At 41.6% G+C, this 20,116-nt stretch carries 22 protein-coding genes; 16 read left to right on the plus strand and 6 right to left on the minus strand.

The genetic code is table 11. The features are described 5' to 3' along the window. Positions 1–135: 135 nt before the first annotated feature. Genes xthA through L1266_RS17070 form a run of 3 tightly spaced genes read left to right on the plus strand, consistent with a single transcriptional unit; the run spans position 136 to position 2,386 of the window. Positions 136–945 carry an exodeoxyribonuclease III gene (gene xthA, locus L1266_RS17060; RefSeq protein WP_138615750.1) on the plus strand — a complete coding sequence of 270 codons (810 nt, stop codon included), beginning with the start codon at positions 136–138 and terminating at the stop codon, positions 943–945. Beyond that, positions 942–1,592: an energy-coupling factor ABC transporter permease gene (locus L1266_RS17065; protein ID WP_152967138.1), complete on the plus strand. Its 651-nt coding sequence runs from the start codon at positions 942–944 to the stop codon at positions 1,590–1,592. Before xthA ends, L1266_RS17065 begins: the two co-directional genes overlap by 4 nt. Beyond that, positions 1,589–2,386: a putative RNA methyltransferase gene (locus L1266_RS17070; protein ID WP_235377973.1), complete on the plus strand. Its 798-nt coding sequence runs from the start codon at positions 1,589–1,591 to the stop codon at positions 2,384–2,386. Before L1266_RS17065 ends, L1266_RS17070 begins: the two co-directional genes overlap by 4 nt. Here the strand turns inward: L1266_RS17070 and yfbV are convergent. Next, a complete protein-coding gene (gene yfbV / locus L1266_RS17075) occupies positions 2,383–2,829 on the minus strand; it encodes a terminus macrodomain insulation protein YfbV (RefSeq protein WP_054552963.1) in 447 nt (148 codons plus the stop codon). The two genes, L1266_RS17070 and yfbV, sit on opposite strands and share 4 nt — an antisense overlap. A 290-nt stretch (positions 2,830–3,119) precedes the next feature. Between yfbV and L1266_RS17080 the strand changes: the two genes are divergently transcribed. The 7 genes from L1266_RS17080 (at position 3,120) to L1266_RS17110 (ending at position 9,755) form a co-directional block, all read left to right on the plus strand. Further along, positions 3,120–4,334 carry an acetate kinase gene (locus L1266_RS17080; RefSeq protein WP_138600089.1) on the plus strand — a complete coding sequence of 405 codons (1,215 nt, stop codon included), beginning with the start codon at positions 3,120–3,122 and terminating at the stop codon, positions 4,332–4,334. 4 nt (positions 4,335–4,338) lie between these two features. Continuing rightward, the gene (gene pta / locus L1266_RS17085; protein ID WP_235377974.1) at positions 4,339–6,495 is read left to right on the plus strand and encodes a phosphate acetyltransferase; all 2,157 of its coding nucleotides are present in this window, start codon (positions 4,339–4,341) and stop codon (positions 6,493–6,495) included. A 209-nt stretch (positions 6,496–6,704) separates the two neighbouring features. Beyond that, complete coding sequence (locus L1266_RS17090) at positions 6,705–7,097, plus strand: ACT domain-containing protein (protein WP_054552960.1); 393 nt, start codon at positions 6,705–6,707, stop codon at positions 7,095–7,097. A 57-nt stretch (positions 7,098–7,154) separates the two neighbouring features. Further along, a complete protein-coding gene (locus tag L1266_RS17095) occupies positions 7,155–7,598 on the plus strand; it encodes a PTS glucose transporter subunit IIA (protein ID WP_228482627.1) in 444 nt (147 codons plus the stop codon). A gap of 5 nt (positions 7,599–7,603) precedes the next feature. Continuing rightward, positions 7,604–7,948, plus strand: coding sequence for an ArsC family reductase (locus tag L1266_RS17100; RefSeq protein WP_054561266.1), 345 nt, complete (start codon positions 7,604–7,606; stop codon positions 7,946–7,948). Beyond that, complete coding sequence (dapE, locus tag L1266_RS17105; RefSeq protein WP_235377975.1) at positions 7,948–9,078, plus strand: succinyl-diaminopimelate desuccinylase; 1,131 nt, start codon at positions 7,948–7,950, stop codon at positions 9,076–9,078. Before L1266_RS17100 ends, dapE begins: the two co-directional genes overlap by 1 nt. Then, positions 9,075–9,755: a M15 family metallopeptidase gene (locus L1266_RS17110; RefSeq protein WP_235377976.1), complete on the plus strand. Its 681-nt coding sequence runs from the start codon at positions 9,075–9,077 to the stop codon at positions 9,753–9,755. The genes dapE and L1266_RS17110 overlap by 4 nt, the downstream gene beginning before the upstream one ends. A 1-nt stretch (position 9,756) precedes the next feature. On the opposite strand, the gene L1266_RS17115 is transcribed toward L1266_RS17110, so the two are convergent. Then, the gene (locus L1266_RS17115; protein ID WP_235377977.1) at positions 9,757–10,629 is read right to left on the minus strand and encodes a DMT family transporter; all 873 of its coding nucleotides are present in this window, start codon (positions 10,627–10,629) and stop codon (positions 9,757–9,759) included. A gap of 134 nt (positions 10,630–10,763) precedes the next feature. Between L1266_RS17115 and L1266_RS17120 the strand changes: the two genes are divergently transcribed. Genes L1266_RS17120 through L1266_RS17135 form a run of 4 tightly spaced genes read left to right on the plus strand, consistent with a single transcriptional unit; the run spans position 10,764 to position 13,664 of the window. Then, positions 10,764–12,128, plus strand: coding sequence for a COG3014 family protein (locus tag L1266_RS17120; RefSeq protein ID WP_235377978.1), 1,365 nt, complete (start codon positions 10,764–10,766; stop codon positions 12,126–12,128). Between the two features lie 8 nt (positions 12,129–12,136). After that, a complete protein-coding gene (locus L1266_RS17125; RefSeq protein ID WP_054552954.1) occupies positions 12,137–12,562 on the plus strand; it encodes a YcfL family protein in 426 nt (141 codons plus the stop codon). A 10-nt stretch (positions 12,563–12,572) separates the two neighbouring features. Further along, a complete protein-coding gene (lpoB, locus tag L1266_RS17130; RefSeq protein ID WP_054552953.1) occupies positions 12,573–13,184 on the plus strand; it encodes a penicillin-binding protein activator LpoB in 612 nt (203 codons plus the stop codon). 12 nt (positions 13,185–13,196) lie between these two features. Beyond that, a complete protein-coding gene (locus L1266_RS17135) occupies positions 13,197–13,664 on the plus strand; it encodes a glycine zipper 2TM domain-containing protein (protein ID WP_138615765.1) in 468 nt (155 codons plus the stop codon). A gap of 25 nt (positions 13,665–13,689) precedes the next feature. On the opposite strand, the gene L1266_RS17140 is transcribed toward L1266_RS17135, so the two are convergent. Beyond that, a complete protein-coding gene (locus tag L1266_RS17140) occupies positions 13,690–14,907 on the minus strand; it encodes a pyridoxal phosphate-dependent aminotransferase (RefSeq protein ID WP_054552951.1) in 1,218 nt (405 codons plus the stop codon). A gap of 93 nt (positions 14,908–15,000) precedes the next feature. Beyond that, positions 15,001–15,345 (minus strand): Hpt domain-containing protein, encoded by a 345-nt coding sequence (locus L1266_RS17145; protein WP_054552950.1) that lies wholly within the window; start codon positions 15,343–15,345, stop codon positions 15,001–15,003. Between the two features lie 121 nt (positions 15,346–15,466). Between L1266_RS17145 and L1266_RS17150 the strand changes: the two genes are divergently transcribed. Together L1266_RS17150 and L1266_RS17155 are read left to right on the plus strand one after the other, a co-directional pair. After that, positions 15,467–16,066 (plus strand): tRNA-uridine aminocarboxypropyltransferase, encoded by a 600-nt coding sequence (locus tag L1266_RS17150; protein ID WP_138600097.1) that lies wholly within the window; start codon positions 15,467–15,469, stop codon positions 16,064–16,066. Beyond that, positions 16,066–16,842 carry a CLCA_X family protein gene (locus L1266_RS17155; RefSeq protein WP_235377979.1) on the plus strand — a complete coding sequence of 259 codons (777 nt, stop codon included), beginning with the start codon at positions 16,066–16,068 and terminating at the stop codon, positions 16,840–16,842. Before L1266_RS17150 ends, L1266_RS17155 begins: the two co-directional genes overlap by 1 nt. On the opposite strand, the gene L1266_RS17160 is transcribed toward L1266_RS17155, so the two are convergent. Both L1266_RS17160 and dcd read right to left on the minus strand, forming a co-directional pair. Then, positions 16,808–19,303, minus strand: coding sequence for an EAL domain-containing protein (locus L1266_RS17160; RefSeq protein WP_235377980.1), 2,496 nt, complete (start codon positions 19,301–19,303; stop codon positions 16,808–16,810). The two genes, L1266_RS17155 and L1266_RS17160, sit on opposite strands and share 35 nt — an antisense overlap. A 132-nt stretch (positions 19,304–19,435) precedes the next feature. After that, positions 19,436–20,023, minus strand: coding sequence for a dCTP deaminase (dcd, locus tag L1266_RS17165; RefSeq protein WP_054552946.1), 588 nt, complete (start codon positions 20,021–20,023; stop codon positions 19,436–19,438). Positions 20,024–20,116 lie beyond the last annotated feature (93 nt).

Below are 20,116 nucleotides of genomic sequence, written 5' to 3' on the forward strand. Positions count from 1 at the left end.
AGTTAACAATGTTTTTAAATTAAGCAGCAATTGATCAACATTTACCCAATTTGATTTTCGTAATTAGCTCATGAATAAGCCCTAGTTTGATGATAGAATTGCGCTAAACACTGAAACAAAAATAATAGGTGCACCATGAAGGTAATCTCATTTAACATTAACGGCCTGCGCGCTCGTTTACACCAATTGCAAGCCGTAATTGATAAACATCAACCAGATATTATTGGCTTACAAGAAATCAAAGTACATGATGAGGCCTTCCCTCTCGAAGATGTGCAAAAAATGGGTTATCACGTTTATTTTCACGGTCAAAAAGCACATTACGGCGTGGCAATGTTATGTAAACAAGAGCCAAAATCAGTTGTTAAAGGCTTTGCAACCGATACCGACGAATCACAGCGTCGTATGATCAGTGTTACCGTGACACAAGAAAATGGTCGTGACCTAACGGTGATGAATGGCTACTTCCCGCAAGGGGATAATATTGCCCACGAAACCAAATTCCCTTATAAGCGTCAGTTCTATAAAGATTTAATGACTCACTTAGAAGATAACCACACGGCTGATCAAGATGTTATTGTGATGGGCGACATTAATATTTCACCGACCGATCTCGACATTGGTATTGGTGAACCAAACCGTAAGCGCTGGTTAAAAACAGGTAAGTGTTCTTTCCAACCTGAAGAGCGTGAATGGTTAAGCACTTTATTAAACTGGGGCTTTAAAGATACCTTCCGTGAACTTTACCCAGAAAAAACTGAGCAATACTCGTGGTTTGATTACCGCTCAAAAGGTTTTGATGACAACCGTGGTCTACGTATTGATGTGATCTTAGCAACTCCAGCTCTTGCTGAGCGTTGTGTTGAGTCTGGTATCGATTACGAATTGCGAGGTATCGAAAAACCATCTGATCATGCGCCAATTTGGTCAACATTTAACGCATGATAGACACATTGCAATGGCAGCTCCCTTTGTGGAGCTGTGTGGCTATAATACTCTGGCTCAGCTTTGATAAGCAAAGCGCATCACAATTATTGGCAACGCCAATAAGACAAGTTGGTGTGCTCGCATGTGCTTTAGTACTTGCGGTACTGTGGCGCATTAAAGCGGGGATATTGCCAGGCCTCGAATTGCATATTTTAGGGGTTACTGCAGTGACCCTAATTTTAGGTTGGCGACTGGCTATTTTTGCAAGTACCTTGGCGAGTTTGTTGTTAGTGCTGGTTGCACAATTGCCAATCAGTTTATTGCCTGTGCATTTGTTATTTACAGCGTTCATTCCAATTACGTTGAGCTATCTGTGCTTTGTAATTTGCTATACCTATTTACCAAGACACTTTTTTATTTATATCTTTTTATGCGCGTTTTTAACCGCTGCTGTTATCGCCTGTATTAAAATACTTACCAGCGGTGTGTTTTATTACTTGCTTGGTGATTACAGTTTTATTGAGATTTCAGAAAATTATCTGATTCTGTGTGCCATAATTTGGTTTCCTGAAGCAATGCTCAATGGCATGGCCATTACCTTGATGATCACCTATCGCCCTCATTGGGTTAAAACCTTTTATGATAAGGACTATTTAGACTCATGAGTCTTCACTACCACTGCCCGCTTTGCAAACTTGAACTCACTCTAAACGACAAAACTTACCGTTGTGACAATAACCACAGTTTTGATATCGCCAAAGAGGGTTATGTCAATTTACTTCCCGTGCAAAATAAAAAATCGAAACAACCGGGCGATAATCTTGAAATGGTGCAAGCTCGCCGCTCTTTTTTAAGTGCCGGACACTATTTGTTTTTACAGCAAGCTTTAGCAGAGCTAGTGGCATCTCTCGAACCAAGTTCAGTGATTGATTTAGGCTGTGGTGAAGGCTTTTACACTCAAGCAATTGCAGCGCAGTCGAGTGCCGATGTATATGGTGTCGATATTTCTAAGCCCGCGGTAAAATACGCCGCTAAGCGTTACGAAAATGCGCATTTTAGTGTCGCGTCGATTAGCCAAGCCCCTTTTGCAGATGCGCAGGCTGATGTGCTTGTTAGTGTGTTTGCCCCTTTATTTGCACAAGAGCTTGCCCGCCTTGCCAAGCCGCAAGCTAGTTTAATTGTTGCAAGTCCTGGCCCTTGGCACCTTAAAGAGTTAAAAGCGTTTATTTATGCCGATGTAAAACCGCATACTGAGATAGAACCACCAGCAGGCTTTAGCAAAGAGTCGATAAACTTATTAGAGCAACAGGTGCTGTTGTCTGTCGATGAGATTAAACATTTAATTATGATGACGCCGTTTGCTTGGAAGTTTCGCCCAGAGCATTGGCAGCAGATAGAGCAACAAGGCCCACAAAAAGTAACTTTATCGTTTTATGTGAGCCAGTTTGTTCGCGATTAGAAGTGCTCTTTAGTGAAGGCTTTATCCATTTTTTCGAACATATCTTTTAATAATTGAGCTAAGTCAGTGTAGCGTGGTTTTTCAGTCGTTAATTGTGACTGATAACCATGCGCCTTCATTTTACTGTGCAGCTCGGTATACCAACTTAGCATTGCTGGCTCTAAACGGGTCTCTGCACGGCGGCCTAGCCACAACAAACCTTGCAGCGGTAGTGATAAAAAGAAAAGCGCGATCGTGATAGCTTGTGGAAAATAATCACTACCTAAGTAATTCACTTGCATAAATACGGTCAGCATTGCCAATATTGGCATCACTGTGATTGCCAGATCAGTGGCCTTGATCACTCTAAATTCGGCAAACAATGGAGCGAGCTCTTGTCGCATTGGCCATTTTTTAGCGTACTGACGACCTGTTTGCACTTGTGACATGACACCTTTTTGCATCATCACTCCTAGGGTTTTCAACTTGTTTCACAACCGAGTGTAACACACTCCCGGATACAATCCCTGCAAAACCTGTCCTAGTTTTAATACCAAATTAATGGTTAGGAGACTAACGTTTAAAGTCTAAATGAGATAAAATGTTATCGGCTTAAGTCAACCAGACTTTAGTATAATTACAGCCTAGCTTTGTTAAGTGTAGCAACAAAATACTTATTTACTATACTGGCAAAGAATTCTAATTATCAAGCCTTAATATATACTGACTGATATCGTACTTTTAGGACCTAGCTATGTCGACGCCCCTTTGCTCACCACAACATGTTTTAGTACTGAACTGTGGTAGTTCAAGTTTAAAATTTGCCATTTTAGATGCCGCCACTTCTGACGAAGTTATTTCTGGTTTAGCTGAGCGCCTTGGCTCAGACACGCCTTCAATCAAATATAAATATAATGGTGAAAAACAACTTATTGAGCTTGCAAAGGGCCAAGCCCACGATGCAGCCATTGCTGAGCTTGTGAAGCTAGTTAATGAGCTAGGCCTTGCAGATAATTTAATTGCCGTGGGTCATCGTGTTGTGCATGGTGGTGAGCATTTCACTGAATCTGTGCTTATCGACGATGATGTACTTGCAGCTATCGAAAAAACAGCGGCACTTGCTCCACTTCATAACCCAGCCAACTTATTAGGCATTCGCACTGCACAGCAAGCGTTCTCAGCGCTGCCACAAATTGCTGTATTTGATACGGCATTTCACCAAAGCATGCCAAATATTGCTTACTTATACGCCCTGCCTTACTCGCTTTATAAAGAGCACGGCGTAAGACGTTATGGCTTCCATGGTACAAGCCATTATTATGTTGCAGGTGAAGCAGCAAAAATGCTCGGCAAAGAGCGCGACCAAACCAATGTGATCAGTGCGCATTTAGGTAATGGTTGTTCAGTGTGTGCGATTAAAGATGGTAAGAGCGTTGATACCAGTATGGGTCTAACACCGCTTGAAGGCTTAGTGATGGGCACGCGCAGTGGTAGCATCGACCCGGGTTTATTCACGTTTTTAACTCAGCAACTAAATTATTCAGTGCAAGAAATTGATGACTTACTTAATAAGCAAAGTGGCCTGTTAGGTATTAGTGAACTATCAAATGACTGTCGCACTATTGAAGAAGCCGCTGTTGAAGGCCACCCGCAAGCGAACCTTGCACTCGATATTTTTTGCTACCGTTTAGCAAAACAAATCGCCGCATTCTTAGTGCCTGTGCAGCGCCTTGATGCACTTATTTTCACCGGTGGTATTGGTGAAAACTCAGATATCATTCGCGACAAAGTGATCACCCAATTAGGCTTTTTAGGCCTTGAGTGTGACGAAGCTGCAAACTTAGCGGCACGTTTTGGTAAAGAAGGCTTAATTTCAAAAGGCCAAACGCATGCTAAAGCGTTTGTGATCCCGACCAACGAAGAATGGGTTATTGCTAACGATGCAGCCCGCATTGCAAAGGAGGGTTAAGTAAATGGCACGTAGAATTATGTTGATCCCTATTTCGACTGGGGTTGGTTTAACATCTGTTTCTGTTGGTTTAGTGCGTGCGCTTGAGCAAAAAGCGCTCAAAGTGAACTTTTTCAAGCCAATTGCACAGCCACGTTCTGGCGATACAGGCCCTGAAAAGTCGACGCAAATTGTCACCCATGGCTCACCAATTAATCCGCCGACACCATTTGAGCTTAGCTATGCAGAGCAAATGATTGGTGATGGTAAAGGCGACGATTTACTAGAAGAAATCGTAGAGCGCTTTGAAAGCACTATTAAAGAAGACGAAATTGCTATTATCGAAGGTATGGTGCCAACACGTCGTCAGCCTTATGCTGGCCGTGTAAACCGTGAAATCGCGCAAACACTGGGTGCTGATATTGTTTTTGTTTTAACGCCTAGTAACGATAGCAACGACCAAATTGAAGACCGTTTAGAAATCGCCTCAGGCAACTATGGCGGTGTTAACCACCCTCGCGTGTTAGGTTGTATTTTCAATAAAGTTAATGCACCTTTAGATGACGAAGGTCGTGCCCGTGCTGACCTTGTTGAAGCCCATGAGCCTGAGCAACTTGAAAACGAATTAAACCGTTTAGCATCATTGCCTATTTTCAGAAAACACCCATTTAAATTATTAGGTTCAATCCCGTGGGATTTCGACCTAGTAGCGCCGCGTGTGCGTGATTTATGTGAATACCTAAAGGCTGAAGTTATTAATGAAGGCGACATGGCTCACCGTCGTTTACGTCGCGTTACTTTCTGTGCTCGTACTGTATCGAATATTTTAAGCCACTTTACCCCAGGTGCATTACTGGTCACTCCGGGCGATCGCTCTGATGTACTCGTTGCCGCTTGTTTATCGGCTATGAATGGTACCAAGCTTGGGGCTATTTTATTAACCGGTGGCTTTAAACCTGAAGATCGCATCATGAAATTATGCGAACAAGCGATGGATACTGGCCTGCCAATCCTAGCAACACAAGAAGATACGTGGCGCACGTCTTTATTACTGCACAACTTCAATATGGAAGTACCGTGTGATGATGACCAACGTATCGATAAAGTAAAAGATCACAACGCCAGCCATATTGACTCTGACTGGTTAGACAGCCTGGCACAAAGTGTTGGTCGTACTCGTAAAATGTCTCCGCCAGCGTTTCGCTTCTTACTGACAGACAAAGCTCGTCAAGCGAATAAAACGGTTGTTTTACCAGAAGGTAATGAGCCGCGCACAATTAAAGCTGCGGCAATTTGTGGTCAACGTGGCATTGCAAAAACAATTTTACTTGGTGACAAAGAAGAGATTTTACGTATTGCTGAGCAACAAGGTGTGGAGCTTAACGATAACGTAACTATTGTTGAGCCAAGTGATGTGATCAACGATTACGTTGCGCCTATGGTTGAAATTCGTAAAAACAAAGGCTTAACAGAAGTAGTTGCTCAAGAACAACTACTGGATAACGTGGTGCTTGGTACTATGATGCTTGAGCAAGGCAAAGTAGATGGCCTAGTGTCGGGTGCGGTTAACACTACAGCGAATACGATTCGCCCGCCGTTACAGTTAATTAAAACTGCACCGGGTTCATCGTTGGTATCGTCAGTGTTCTTTATGTTGTTACCTGATCAAGTTCTGGTTTACGGTGACTGTGCAATCAACCCTGACCCAACAGCAGAGCAACTGGCCGATATCGCGATCCAGTCAGCTGATTCAGCGGCTGCGTTTGGTATTGAACCTCGTGTTGCAATGATCAGCTACAGTACGGGTACTTCGGGTTCAGGTGCTGACGTAGAAAAAGTGCGTGAAGCCACTAAACTTGCCCAGCAAAAGCGCCCTGATTTAGTGATTGATGGCCCGCTTCAGTACGACGCTGCAATTATGGAAAACGTAGCAATTAAGAAAGCACCAGACAGCCCCGTTGCAGGTAAAGCAACGGTGTTTGTATTCCCTGATTTAAATACCGGTAATACAACTTATAAAGCCGTACAACGTAGTGCTGATTTAATTAGTATTGGCCCTATGCTGCAAGGTATGCGTAAGCCGGTAAATGACTTGAGTCGTGGTGCATTAGTAGACGATATTGTTTACACCATTGCCCTTACAGCGATTCAAGCTAAGCAAGTTGAAAGCATAGAAAATTAACCCTTCAAAATTTAGGCTAATTTATAAACCCTTTATAAATTAGCCTATTACCTTCTTTATACTGACCTATTCCCATATTTATCCACAGAATCTGTGGACAACCTCAACAGCGATATTGGGCAAAACCTCAGCAATCAAAATTATTGCGCTTTATCTTAACTTTGTTTACCTATACTATAAATTCAAAGGCTTCAAAGATAGGATCGCAGATGTCAAAACAAACGTTACAACTTCATAGTGAAGAACTTACCATTCATAGTTTAGATGTCGATGCAACGATTGACCCTGCCTTACTCCAACAAGCTATTTTCTTTATTGCAAAAACGGCTGATGAGCTGTCTATTGTCTGCCCAAGTAGTTTCCAGCTCGACAGTCTGGACCAAGAAACCGACTGGCAAGCACTGGAAGTCATTGGCCCACTTGGTTTTTCATTAACAGGTATTATGGCGAACATTTCTGGTGTGTTAGCAAAAGCGTCGATTTCGATTTTTGCATTATCAACCTACGATACAGATTATGTATTGGTGAAAAAACAAAGTATGGCCAAAGCCATTACAGCTCTGAAAAAAGACGGTTACCATGTGCTAGGTGATGTTAAATAAGCCATGACTAACGAAGTTCAATACTTACCCGAACGCAGTCTCAGAAAAGCGCGCTGCATGGCCATTAAAAGCCCATTTACTGGGCGTGTAAAAAGCATTAGCGAACACCCTGAGCCATTTTTTCGTTTTGCCACCCTTGGCCCAGGGATTAGTGTTGAACTAACTAGCCACAACATCATCGCGCCATTCGATGGCACCCTATTACAAGTTAAAAATGCCGGTAAAGAATACATTTTACAGGCAAAAAACGGTTTAAAAGTTTTATTAAACTTATCGTTTTCATCGGTTGAAGAACATATCAACCACACCAATATTGCTAAATTAAACGGCAGTAAAATTAGCAAAGGTGAACGATTAGCCTATTTTGATTTACGCGAGCTGAGCAGCCCTATGCTTGGCACACTGTGCGTTCTCAATAGCCAACACCTTGGACCCCTATATTATTCACTATCTCAGGTCACTGCTGGGGTAGACACATTACTCACTGTAACTAAAAAGTAGAATTTATGACTATCATGTACGGTATCAGCAACTGCGATACAATTAAAAAAGCCAAAAAATATTTAACTGATAACAATCAAGAATTTACTTTCCATGATTACCGTAAAGACGGCATTAGTGCTGAGCTAGTTAATGAGTTTGCAGCGCACATTGATTGGCAAGACTTAGTTAATAAACGCGGCACAACTTACCGTCAATTATCTGATGAGCAAAAGCAAAACCTAGATAAAGAATCTGCATTAGCATTGCTGGTTGAGCAACCTGCGATGATCAAGCGCCCGGTACTTGTGCATAACGGCCAATACCACTTAGGTTTTAAAGCCGCTCAATACGATGAGATTTTTGCCTAATGACTCACCCTGTTATTGAACTTGCTCAAGCGCTTATTCAGCGTGAATCAGTAACGCCTGAAGATGCTGGTTGCCAAGCGTTAATGAACGAACGCCTTGAAAAACTAGGCTTTAATATTGAATCACTGTTTTTCACTGATACCTTGAATACTTGGGCTCGTAAGGGAGATGCGTCACCGCATTTTTGTTTTGCTGGTCACACAGATGTTGTACCAACAGGTCCTGAAAAAAATTGGCAGCACCCTCCTTTTTCTGCACAGGTAAAAGACGGTATGTTACATGGCCGCGGTGCAGCCGATATGAAAGGCTCTTTAGCTGCCATGGTGGTTGCCACCGAGCGTTTTGTCGCTAAACACCCAGTTCATAAAGGGTCAATTTCGTTTTTAATTACGTCTGATGAAGAAGGCCCGTTTATCAACGGCACAACCCGTGTTATCGATACCCTTGAAGCTCGAGGTGAGAAGATTGATTTATGCCTCGTTGGCGAACCATCTTCACGAGATGTACTTGGCGATGTGGTAAAAAATGGTCGTCGTGGTTCATTAACTGGCTTTTTAACTGTGAAAGGTGTGCAAGGCCATGTTGCTTACCCGCATTTAGCGCAAAACCCAATTCATTTAGCTGCTCCTGCGTTAACTGAGCTGAGTCAAACTGAGTGGGATCAAGGTAACGAATTTTTCCCTGCAACGAGTTTTCAGGTTTCGAATATTAACGGTGGCACCGGTGCTGGTAATGTGATCCCAGGTGAACTTGAAATTCAATTTAACTTTCGTTTTAGCACCGAAGTAACTCACCAACAGCTACAGCAACGAGTGGTTGATATTGTTGAGAAACACAACCTCAATTACGAGCTAAATTGGATTGTTAATGGACTACCGTTTTTAACCGATCATGGCCCGTTAGTTGATGCCACCGTGCACGCTATAAAGCAAGTAACTGGACGCGACACCGCACTTGAAACCACCGGCGGTACTTCTGATGGTCGCTTTATTGCACAAACGGGTGCCAAAGTCATTGAGCTTGGTCCGCGTAATGAAACCATTCATAAAGTAGATGAATGTGTTAGCACCGATGATTTAATTCAACTTGCTGATATTTACGAAGTGATTTTAGAGCAGCTGCTTACATGAACCAAACAGAGCTTAAGCAATGCGCCACAGGATTAAGTAGCTCACATTTAGTTGAGCTACAAAATCATCGCTTGCATCGTGATATTGTCGATGATTTTTTAGCTCTGCAGCAAGGGGCAAAAGAAGCAGGTATTGATCTGACAATTGCCTCAAGCTTTCGTGATTTTTATCGTCAAAGTGCAATTTGGAATGCTAAATTTCAGGGCCTTCGACCAGTTTACACCCTTGAGCAACAAGCGGTAGATTTAAAAAGCCTAAGTGATACTGAAAAGTGCCACGCTATTATGCTTTACTCAGCACTCCCTGGGGCAAGTAGGCACCACTTTGGTACCGACCTCGACATTTACGATACCCGCCCTATTGACGATGATTATCAGCTGCAATTAACCCCTGATGAGTATTCGCCCACAGGGCCCTTTGCCAAGCTTGCTGCATGGCTTGACGATAACCTAGAAAAGTATGGTTTTTATCGCCCTTACCAAGAATACAAAGGTGGAGTTGCCCCTGAGCCTTGGCATATTAGTCATATTGGTGCAGCTGCTAAGATGATGCAGTATTTGTCAGTTGCAACATTACAGCAATGTATTGAACAAAGTGAGCTTAGCGGCAAACAAGCGATACTAGCCGAACTAAACACCCTGTATGAACGCTACGTATTAAATGTTAATAAGCCCTAATCTAGACACTGCGCTTTTTAGCCATTAAAAACACCAGTACAGCGCCAAGAATTAAGGCGCTGGCTACAACTAAACGCGCTGTTAATTGCTCATCTAAGACCACCACCCCAGCTAATGTGGCAAGCACGGGCACGGTTAGCTGTACCACACCTGCTTGGCTACTTTTAAGCCTAGGTAGTGCAATGTACCAAATGCTATAACCAAGCCCAGATGCAAGCGCTCCTGAAGCTATCGCCAAATAAACGCCAGTTGCTGTGATACCCTGCCAATCAACCACGGCTAGAAAGACTAAAATTGGCACAAGTATTAAACTTCTTAGAAAGTTAAAGCTGGTTGCTTGCAAAGGTGAGCTGCATGATTTTCCGCGAATACTGTAAACACCCCACGCTACGCCACTTAACGCCATGAGCATTGCAGGCATGAAAGAAGGTACGGTGGCTGAGGGCAGCATTAAGTAAATAAAACCCGCAAAAGCAACAAACAAAGCCCCCCACTGCACTTTACTGAGTGGCTCTTTATTTAAAACACTATGACCTATCATAGTTAACTGCACTGCCGAAAATAAGATAAGTGCGCCTGTGCCAGTGTTTAAATCAACATAGGCAACTGAAAAGCACAGCGCGTAAATAAATAAACTAAGCGCACTGATATTGCTACCTTTGTCGGTTAAAGGTTGTGCTGATTGTGATTTTGATCTCAATAAAGTTGTTTGCCATAAAAGTATACCAAGCAACATAAACGCCCCACTCGCTAAGCGAATGACGGTAAAACTTAACGGATCAATATCACCACTTTGCAATGCCATTCGGCACAGCAAAGAGTTAGCTGCAAACGCACAAAGTGCAATAAAGGTATACAGTACAGTGCTTAACAAATGCGTTGTTCCTTTAACATAAAAAATAAAAAGACCAGAAAGTTGTCTATTAACTTACGATTTTTTACATAATTTATCATATAAGGTTAAGCCGCGTATGCTAATCTGAGTACATTGTTTAAAAGGAGTGTTCAGTGCATCGACGTTTATTTATTGGAGCTGCTTTACTGTTATCTGGTTGCAGTACCATAGGTATTACTGATCTATTCCAAGATTATGCGACGCAGCTAAGACCTGTGCGCCAAGCTGTTTCTCAAAATAACATTGCAAGTGCTCAGCAGCTTTTGCCAAGTAATAGCCGTGTTCACAGTAACTATTTGTTAAATCAGCTTGAAACGGCCCGTCTTGAGTTTTTGGCAAAACAAAATTTGCAGGCTAATGAGACCTTTGAAGCTGTATATCAAAGTATGGAAAAAAAGCGTCAAGCAGCCAAAGTACAGCTTAGTGCAGGCCTTGAGCAAACAAACTCATTATTAACCAATGACTCTGTGATTGGTTATGAGCCAGCAGCCTATGAAATGACCATGCTGCATAGCTACAAAGCACTGAGTTATGTATTTGATAAACAACTTGAATCTGCATTAGTTGAAGTTAGACGCGCTAATAAAGTGCAAGAAGATGCACTAAAAGATAATCAAGCCGCACTTGATGAACAAGCGGAAAACTCCGCTGAAGGCTACCCTGATATGGCCGAGTTAATTGGTAATGTCAAAAATGGCTTTCAAAATGCTTTTACGTTTTATTTATCGGCCCTACTTTATGAGGCAGATAAACAATTTGATGATGCCTATATCGACTATAAGAAAGCGCTCGAAATAAACAGTGAGAATAGCTACTTACAGCAAGCAGTGTTACGCCTTGCCAAAAAACAAGGTTTTGATCAGGACTTTGAAGAATTTAGCAAACGCTTTGGCAAATTAAAGCAAGCTCAAGCAAACACAGGCCAAGTAATTGTAATTGCAGAGCAAGGTTTAATACCAGCAAGGCAAGAGTTTAATTTACGGTTACCTATTTATACTTCGCGTGGCGATGCACGCTTTTATAGTGTTGCCATGCCAGTTTATCGCGCTGCGCCCTATGCGGCCAGTGATAAAACAGTGACTCTCGATGGCGAAAATTTGCCACTGACGCCCATTGTTAGGCTCGAAGCGCTAGCGGCGAAGACATTAAAGGATCAAAGTGCTGGCAGAATAACCCGACAAGTAATGCGTCTGGTAGCAAAAGAAAAGGTACGTGCAGAGTTAGCAAGAAGTGGCGGCGATGTTGGTAACATTTTAGCCAACATTTATAACGTTGCATCTGAGCAAGCTGATACACGAAGCTGGTTGACTTTACCAAGCCAACTTAGCATTGCTCAGCACCCAATGCCCACAGGTCAGCACACTTTAACTGTGCCAGGGCATGGCGAAATAACTTTTACGGTTGGTAAGCAAGGGTTAACCTTGATTTTTCTAACTTCCATAAATAACTACTACGACACACACGTTGTACAACTCTAGGAGCAATGATGAAATACTTAGTGCCACTATTAACCATTTTACTTGTTGCGGCTTGCTCCTCACGCCCTACCACTTCTGGCATTGGGGTTGAGCAGGCATCACAACAGTATAACCAACAACTGATTGTTAATAACCCTGAACTTGGCAAGAAATTAGCCATTACAGATGTAAAAACACGCCAAACGAACGGCTTAACTGATGTGGTTGTGACACTGGCAAGCCAATATAAAAAGTCTCAATACTTACAATATCAATTTACTTGGTATGACGCTGATGGCTTTGTTATTCGTGGCAACCACTCACCTTGGCAACCCATTACTTTATTTGGATTTGCTAAAACTCAATTACCGGGCCTAGCCCCGACAGCAAATGCTGTCACCTTCTCGCTTGCAGTGCGTGAAGTGTCAACAGAAGCACAAGAATTTGAAGATTAAGGATACTACAATGAAATTACTTTCTGTTAAGTCGGCTGCGGCCGTTGCAATGACAAGCGCTTTGTTACTATCTGGCTGTGCTAATAAAGCCGTTGTTAGCTATGGTGATGCGCAAGCTGTTGAAACCACAGATATCAATTTTGGCTCAACGGATCTACAAAAAGTAGCAAGCCAAATGACAGACTCGTTACTTGCTTCACCTGTGGTTGGCACCATGACAGCAAATACTCGCCCTATCGTGTTTGTTGAGCGTATTAAAAACAAAACGAGCGAGCATATTGATACTGAATCAATTACTGATTCAATCTCAACACAGTTATTACGCAGTGGTAAGTTCCGCTTTGTTGATATGACCCGTGTTGAAGCTGTGCGCGAACAACTTAATTTCCAAAACGTCGATCCACTAGTTGATCCAAATACCGCTATTGCCTTTGGCCAGCAAGTTGGTGCGCAATATATGTTATACGGCAACTTATCGAGCATTGTTAAATCAAATGCTGACAAGGCTGATGTGTATTACAAATTCACTATGCGTTTAATGGATTTAAAAAGCGGGCTAGTTGAGTGGGCTGATGAAACTGAAATCCGTAAAACACGTGAGAAATCAACTTTTGGCTGGTAGCCAGGAGGGTTTATGAAATACCTAGTAGCAATCTTAGCAAGCTGTTTATTACTGAGCTCGCCTAGTTATGCTGACTACCAGCGTAACAAAGCAGTACCAGTACAACAGGTGTTGTTTGGCTCAGTACAGTCAGTACGAGCCATTACTGAACAAGAACTGGTCAAAGACAGAACCAACGGCTGGGAAACGTTTGGCGGTGCACTTATTGGCGGTGTTATCGGTAATCAGTTTGGTGGCGGTAGTGGCCGTACTGTAGCAACCATTTTAGGTTCGATGATTGGTGGCTCTGTTGCTCACAACCGTCAGCAAAACAGTCGCGTAATACAATATCAGCTCGTTGAATTAATGATCAAAGTAGAAAGCGGCGAACAATTTATGGTTGTGCAAGATAAAGACAACCAAATGCTGTTTAGCCAAGGTGATAAAGTACGCTTGGTGTACCTCAATGATAACACGGTACGTGTTGATAAAGCTTATTAAAAAAGCGAGCCTCGGCTCGCTTTTTTTAGCTTTGTCGATAATCAGCGAAAAATCGCTGCATCTTACTCATGGCTTCTGTTAAATCATCTTTGTTTGGTAAAAACACCAATCTAAAATGATCAGGATCAGGCCAGTTAAAAGCGCGACCATGCACTAATAAGATTTTCTCCGCTTTGAGTAAATCTAAAATCATGCGCTCATCATCTTTAATATTAAAGTGCGCCGTATCCACTTTCGCAAATGCGTAAAGCGCACCTTTAGGCTTTTTACAGCTAATACCATCAATTGCATTTAAACCACGCCATGCAATATCACGCTGAACGTAAAGCCGACCACCTGGGTTTATCAGGTTATCGATTGACTGCACACCACCTAAAGCTTGTTGAATAGCATATTGTGCTGGTACATTGGCACATAAGCGCATTGATGCCAGCATATCTAGGCCACGGCTCAAGTCGTCCATCATGCTAGTGCGACCGCTTAGCACCATCCAGCCCATTCGCAATCCCGCAGCGCGGTACGTTTTTGCTAGGCCATTAAATGTGATAATTGGTACATCATCACACAGTGCGCCAATTGAGCTGTGGCTGACACCGTCGTACAAGATTTTCTCGTAAATTTCATCGCTCAATAACAATAATTTATGCTCGCGAGCAATGTTGATCAGTTCCATCAACAGATCATCGCTATATACCGCACCGGTTGGGTTATTTGGGTTAATAAGCACCAATGCTTTGGTCTTTGAGGTGATCTTCGATTTAATATCAGCAATATCAGGAAACCAATCTTGTTCTTCATCACAAAGATAATGCACAGGGTTACCCCCTGCTAATTTAACCGATGCAGTCCATAGCGGATAATCCGGTGCAGGAATAAGCACTTCATCGTCATTATCAAGTAGTGCTTGCGTGGTCATTTGAATGAGTTCGCTGACCCCATTGCCGATATAAATATTATCGACATCAAGGTTAAATAAGCCGCGTTGCTGATAGTGCTGATAGACTGCCACACGGGCTGAGTAGAGGCCTTTAGAGTCACAGTAGCCTTGGGCTGAATATAAGTTACGAATGATATCTTTGTGCATATCTTCAGGCATATCAAAGCCAAAGGCAGCTGGATTACCAATGTTTAGCTTTAATACTTTTTGCCCTTCGTCTTCCATTTTTCGAGCTTGTGCAAGCACAGGCCCACGTATGTCATAACAGACACCGTCTAGTTTGTGACTCTTTTTGATTTGTGACATGGTTACCTCTACTAATTAGCCTTAAGACTAACCTAGTAAGGGGCCACCACGCCAGAGGATTTTTGCGGTTATAACTGAAATAAATTCAAGTTTTTAGCGAGTAGCGAACCAAGCTTGTAATTTTTCTACAGAGCCAGAAACTTGCTGATCGATACTTGCACTGTTTTGCTGTGCTATATCAGCATTCCCTTCATTGAGTGCATGCTCAATTGATTGAGCGAGCTCAGATAGACTTTGAGCTCCAAATTGGGCAGCATTTGATTTTAAGCTATGGGCATGACGCGCTGCAGCTTCGTTGTCTGAACCAAGATTAGCGTGCACTTCAGAGCCTAACCTTTGAAACTCGCTACAACAAAAAGAAAGCGTGTCAGCAAATTGATCACCCAGTAGCGACTCCATTCCTTCAAGCGCACTTTCATCGATAGTGATAGTCGTCATCTTTATCCCTTAATAAAACCAAATATTTAAATCGCAATTTTAGCTGTCTGCTTTAAAAATGCAAAATTACAGCTCTAGCTCATGTATACTTAAGAGACTTCAAATGTATACAAGAGTATCTATGGCTAGAGAATTATGCTCACATTGTGGCTTTTCAATTAAAACCTGTTTATGTGATTCAATAAGCATAATCAATAATAAACTAAAAATCATTATATTACGCCACCCAAGTGAGGAAAAAGTCACTAAAAATACGGCCAATTTACTGAATTTAGGTTTAGAAAATTGCCAGATCATCGCTGGTGAGTCAGAGCAAGACTTTTTACAGCTTGCAACATTGCCAAAAGCAACAACAGCGGTTCTTTACCCTACTGAGGATGCCTTAAGTCTAGATGAGCACACTGCCACTACAGATGCTTTCAAACAGTCTTTAAATCATTTAATCGTAATTGATGGTACATGGAAAAAAGCCTACAAAATGCTGCAATTAACCCCTAGCCTCCGTGCATTTCAAACGGTGAGTTTTAAGCACATACCACAAAACAAATACGTCATCCGTAAAGCACCTCGAGCAGATAGTTTATCAACTTTAGAAGCTGTAGCTCATAGCCTTAAATTAATTGAAGGCATTGATGTAACACCACTATACAGATTATTAGCAGCACTGGTCGATAAGCAAACCCAGCATATGCCGGATGATGTTAAGGCACGCTATCTCTAATGCGTGTATCAAAACGACTAAGCGCAGGTTTTCATCGCCAAGGACCCGATTATCGCTTTGATGATCAGGTCGATTTTGACGATATTCGCGACACCTTTGGTTTTCGCACTATGGTGGTTGGTAATTGGGTTAATAAGCAAGAACGGCTATTAGCGGCGAATTTAATTTACGATGCTTTAGCCGATCTTGCGCAAATACTGACTTTACCGCCAACGGCAATTGGCCTTAGAGGGAAACTCAATTTTGCTTTTGGTCATGGCGGACAAAAAGGTGTGCAGGCTCATTATAATGCTCACAGCCAAACCCTTGCGCTGGCTAAAAATGCAGGCGGTGGCGCACTCGCCCATGAATGGTTTCATGCTTTTGACCATCATATTTGTCAGCACTTATTTAGCGGCAGAAAGAGCATGCAATTCTGTTCGGCGCTGTGGCTCGAACAGTCACCAGACTTGAGTCATCCACTTAATCAACGCTTAAATGAGTTTTATCATCAGGTATTTTTAGATAACTCTGGTAAAAATCCAAATGAATTCGTAAAACAATCTATCGCTTTTGATAAGCAAGTAAAGCAACTTTATATGAGTATGCCAGAGGAACTAGCTGCCCGCTGTTTTGAAAAGTGTATTAGCGTCCACCCTAATATCAAAAATAGCTTTTTAGTGAGTGGCTTATCGAAAAGTGGCTTAATCTACCCGGATGAGCAGCATACGATGAATTGTTTTGAAGCCTTGCTTAAATATTTTAATCAGCTAGGTTCGCTGTTGCATCAAGATTAAGGTCAAGTTTTTGCACCTCGCTTATCCAGTCTAAATAATCATCTGCGGCAAGGGGTTTTGAAAAATAATATCCCTGTCCAAACTGGCAACCATAGCTTTGTAACATAGTGAGGCTTTGCTCATCTTCAATACCCTCAGCAACAACATGTGCACCTAAAGTAGTGGCGATATCACAGGTTGCCTTACAGATACTTTGATCATTAACCGAAAACGGCAGATTTAACACAAATTGTTTATCTATTTTGACTTCATCAAAACCAAGTTGGCTTAAATAGGCAAGTGATGAGTAGCCTGTACCGAAATCATCAATAGCGAGTTTTAAACCTATTAAACGGTAATCATCAAGCATGGCTTTAATTTTTTTACTCTCTTCTAAGGTCGCTGATTCAGTGAGCTCTAACATCACTGATTCAGCCGCCACATTTTGCTCATTTAAAATGGTAATTAGCAGCACAGGTAAATTTTTATTTAATAAATCCTTTGCAGAAATATTGATGGAAATAACATGATCGGGTATCAGTTTGCAAAACTTCGCTTGCCATTCAACCCCCTTTTCAACGACCCACTCTGTTAGCTGATTGATCACCCCTGCTGACTCTGCAATTGGAATAAATATCTCAGGACTAACAATACCAAAAATTGGATGTGTCCAGCGCAGTAATGCTTCACAGCCAACTACTTTGCCCGTTTTCAAACATATCTGCGGTTGAAAGTGCAAACTTAGCTGATTTTCATCAATCGCAATTTTAAGCGCTGCCGCAATGGATAACCTTTGTTCAGAAAGCCGCGCACTTTCTGAGTCGAACATACGCCAACGTTCACCTTGTAGGCGCTTTTCAGTCATTGCTTGTATTGCACATTGCAATATTTGTTTCGCGGTATTGCCATGCATCGGGTAATAAGCAACACCAATATCAACACGGTCGACTAAGTTAATTTCTTCATGAGTAAGGCCCTCTTCAAACACACCATGGATCATGCAGGCAAATTGCTCAATATGGCTTAATTCTAGTTCGCCCAAGATCAAACACCCAAATGTACTATCGTCAATATGAGCAAGCCATGTGCTTCTGGTGGCTTGAACTTCCAACTTTAATGTATTCATGGTCTGCATCTGAATGTTTAATATACTTAGTTTTTCATTGATACAAATATTAGCTTGCTCAAACCCAAAGGTAGAACGTGCATTTGAGAGTACATGAGGTTTAAATAATAAAACTGAAAAATGTTGCTTTTGCGACACTTTTTTCATCATTTGCGCGAGTAAAAATTGTTTATTTGGTAGCTTCGTATCCGCATCGTGCAGCATCGAATAACTAAATGCTGAAATTTGCTGACGGTCTTTTAATAACAATACAGAACAGATCGCCAATGATGTGAGCAATAAAATGGTGTTATGAATTCCATGGTAGCCAATACCAAATCCATTCCATAAAAACAGACTTAACGCCTGAATAACAATAATTAGAAGCATAAAAATACGCAGATGAGTACGATTACCCTTACGCTTAATCAAACTATAAAATATTACAGAGGCAAAGCACAAAAAGCCCAAACAGCTGACTATAAATAACCACTGACGATTAAAATGAGGCAATAGTGATGACAATAAAGCTGCACTGAATAAACACAGCATCATTGCTTGCCAGGCCTTTTTAAACTTTGCTGTATAGGTATGGATCGCTAAAAAATGATATAAAAAATAGCTCACAAAACATAATGCGAACTCATTAACAGGCCATTTAGATTCCCAATTAAAACCACCAATTAGATAATTTATTAATCCGTTATCGATTAAAAACCCAATGGTGACCAATATAAAATAGGCATTTAGGACTAAGTATTTTGTTCGCTGGGATACAAAAAAGTAAACACCACAAACAAACATACACAAAATCAGCCCCCCTAAAATCGCACCGTAACTCAAAATAGTTTGATGTAAGTCAACTTCAAAACTTTTTGCTGTTTCGACACCTAGTTCTAATGTTAGAGATCTTTTGTGCACGAAGTTAACTAGCGCCCAGCGAGCTCCTTGGCTGTGCTCTATTAACCAATGAGGTCGCACATTCGATAAACTTTCTAGAGAAGCAAGCCGCTGATCATTGGTGGACTGATAATTTTCATCTAACAGATAAAACTTTGCCCACGTTAAGTTAGGCTCACTAAGATAAACAACATAGTTTTTATTTTCAGGCAATTGCTGTAAATCGATAATTAACCAATAGGAGGTTTGTGCTGCGAGGCGAACCGTATTGTTTTCTAAAGCATTTAAAGGCTCAGCATTTTGCAGTGATACTTCGAGGGTCTGACTAAGTTTGGCTAAAGGCTGTTCTGAATCAAGTACCCATACCGGTAAGTTATTGCTTGCAGCATTAATACTGGCACTATGAAGCAATACGCAGCCCAGTAAAACGAGCAAATTTTTTATAACCTGATGGATCAGCTTGCCAATAAAGTGCATTTTAGCTCCGTGCTTTAAACACCAGCTAAAAGTATGGGATGAATACGCTTAAATTGCCAATTTATGAGAATGCAAATAAGTAAAAAGTTGAACAAATAATGATATGTGGCCCAAAGACCACATGTTGAAGGATTATTTATTATCGTCACTAATGCGGCTTGCTACTGCCGTATTTTGATCTTTATATTTAGCATCTTTACGTGTGTTATAAGGGCTCTGTGCTGGGCTTGTCATGGTTTCAAAACTCATGGCACCAATTTTCATCATTGGACGAAGCGCAAGTGGCAGCTTGCCTGAGTTATAAAACTCTAAAACGATATTACCCGACCAACCTGGATCAATACGATGCGCTGTTACATGTACCATCAAACCAAGGCGTGCTAACGACGAGCGACCATCTAACCAACCAACAATATCTGCTGGTAAAGTAACTTTTTCATGAGTAATAGCCAATGCTAATTCACCTGGATGAAGGAAAAAAGCTTCTTCTTCATCAAGCACAATTTCATCACTCATGATTGATTCCATTGCCTTATTAAGCTGATCTTTAGGGCCACTTAAATCAACATACGCAGCAGTATGATCTTGGAAAACACGAAACTTATTGCCCAAACGCAGGTCAACCGTGACACCCGAGATCATTTCATTACTTGGTGCTGGCTCTATAACAATGCGGCCTTCGTCAATATATTGCTGAATATGGGTATCTGATAATCTCATTTATTATTCTACCTAAACAACTTAAACATTTGATTTAAAGTTGGAAAAAACGATAACTTTAACAAAAAACACAAACCTTTTGCGTCTACGAAA

Source organism: Pseudoalteromonas sp. Cn5-37 (genome assembly GCF_021532495.1).
Taxonomy (GTDB): Bacteria; Pseudomonadota; Gammaproteobacteria; order Enterobacterales; family Alteromonadaceae; genus Pseudoalteromonas; species Pseudoalteromonas simplex.

Coding starts and splice junctions, on each gene's coding strand:
- L1266_RS17155 (WP_235377979.1), top strand. CDS start 16,066: ATGCGTGTATCAAAACGACTAAGCGCAGGTTTTCATCGCCAAGGACCC.
- L1266_RS17080 (WP_138600089.1), top strand. CDS start 3,120: ATGTCGACGCCCCTTTGCTCACCACAACATGTTTTAGTACTGAACTGT.
- L1266_RS17100 (WP_054561266.1), top strand. CDS start 7,604: ATGACTATCATGTACGGTATCAGCAACTGCGATACAATTAAAAAAGCC.
- L1266_RS17095 (WP_228482627.1), top strand. CDS start 7,155: ATGGCCATTAAAAGCCCATTTACTGGGCGTGTAAAAAGCATTAGCGAA.
- L1266_RS17150 (WP_138600097.1), top strand. CDS start 15,467: ATGGCTAGAGAATTATGCTCACATTGTGGCTTTTCAATTAAAACCTGT.
- dcd (WP_054552946.1), bottom strand. CDS start 20,023: ATGAGATTATCAGATACCCATATTCAGCAATATATTGACGAAGGCCGC.
- L1266_RS17140 (WP_054552951.1), bottom strand. CDS start 14,907: ATGTCACAAATCAAAAAGAGTCACAAACTAGACGGTGTCTGTTATGAC.
- L1266_RS17065 (WP_152967138.1), top strand. CDS start 942: ATGATAGACACATTGCAATGGCAGCTCCCTTTGTGGAGCTGTGTGGCT.
- pta (WP_235377974.1), top strand. CDS start 4,339: ATGGCACGTAGAATTATGTTGATCCCTATTTCGACTGGGGTTGGTTTA.
- L1266_RS17145 (WP_054552950.1), bottom strand. CDS start 15,345: ATGACGACTATCACTATCGATGAAAGTGCGCTTGAAGGAATGGAGTCG.
- L1266_RS17070 (WP_235377973.1), top strand. CDS start 1,589: ATGAGTCTTCACTACCACTGCCCGCTTTGCAAACTTGAACTCACTCTA.
- L1266_RS17135 (WP_138615765.1), top strand. CDS start 13,197: ATGAAATACCTAGTAGCAATCTTAGCAAGCTGTTTATTACTGAGCTCG.
- L1266_RS17090 (WP_054552960.1), top strand. CDS start 6,705: ATGTCAAAACAAACGTTACAACTTCATAGTGAAGAACTTACCATTCAT.
- lpoB (WP_054552953.1), top strand. CDS start 12,573: ATGAAATTACTTTCTGTTAAGTCGGCTGCGGCCGTTGCAATGACAAGC.
- dapE (WP_235377975.1), top strand. CDS start 7,948: ATGACTCACCCTGTTATTGAACTTGCTCAAGCGCTTATTCAGCGTGAA.
- L1266_RS17160 (WP_235377980.1), bottom strand. CDS start 19,303: ATGCACTTTATTGGCAAGCTGATCCATCAGGTTATAAAAAATTTGCTC.
- L1266_RS17125 (WP_054552954.1), top strand. CDS start 12,137: ATGAAATACTTAGTGCCACTATTAACCATTTTACTTGTTGCGGCTTGC.
- xthA (WP_138615750.1), top strand. CDS start 136: ATGAAGGTAATCTCATTTAACATTAACGGCCTGCGCGCTCGTTTACAC.
- yfbV (WP_054552963.1), bottom strand. CDS start 2,829: ATGCAAAAAGGTGTCATGTCACAAGTGCAAACAGGTCGTCAGTACGCT.
- L1266_RS17110 (WP_235377976.1), top strand. CDS start 9,075: ATGAACCAAACAGAGCTTAAGCAATGCGCCACAGGATTAAGTAGCTCA.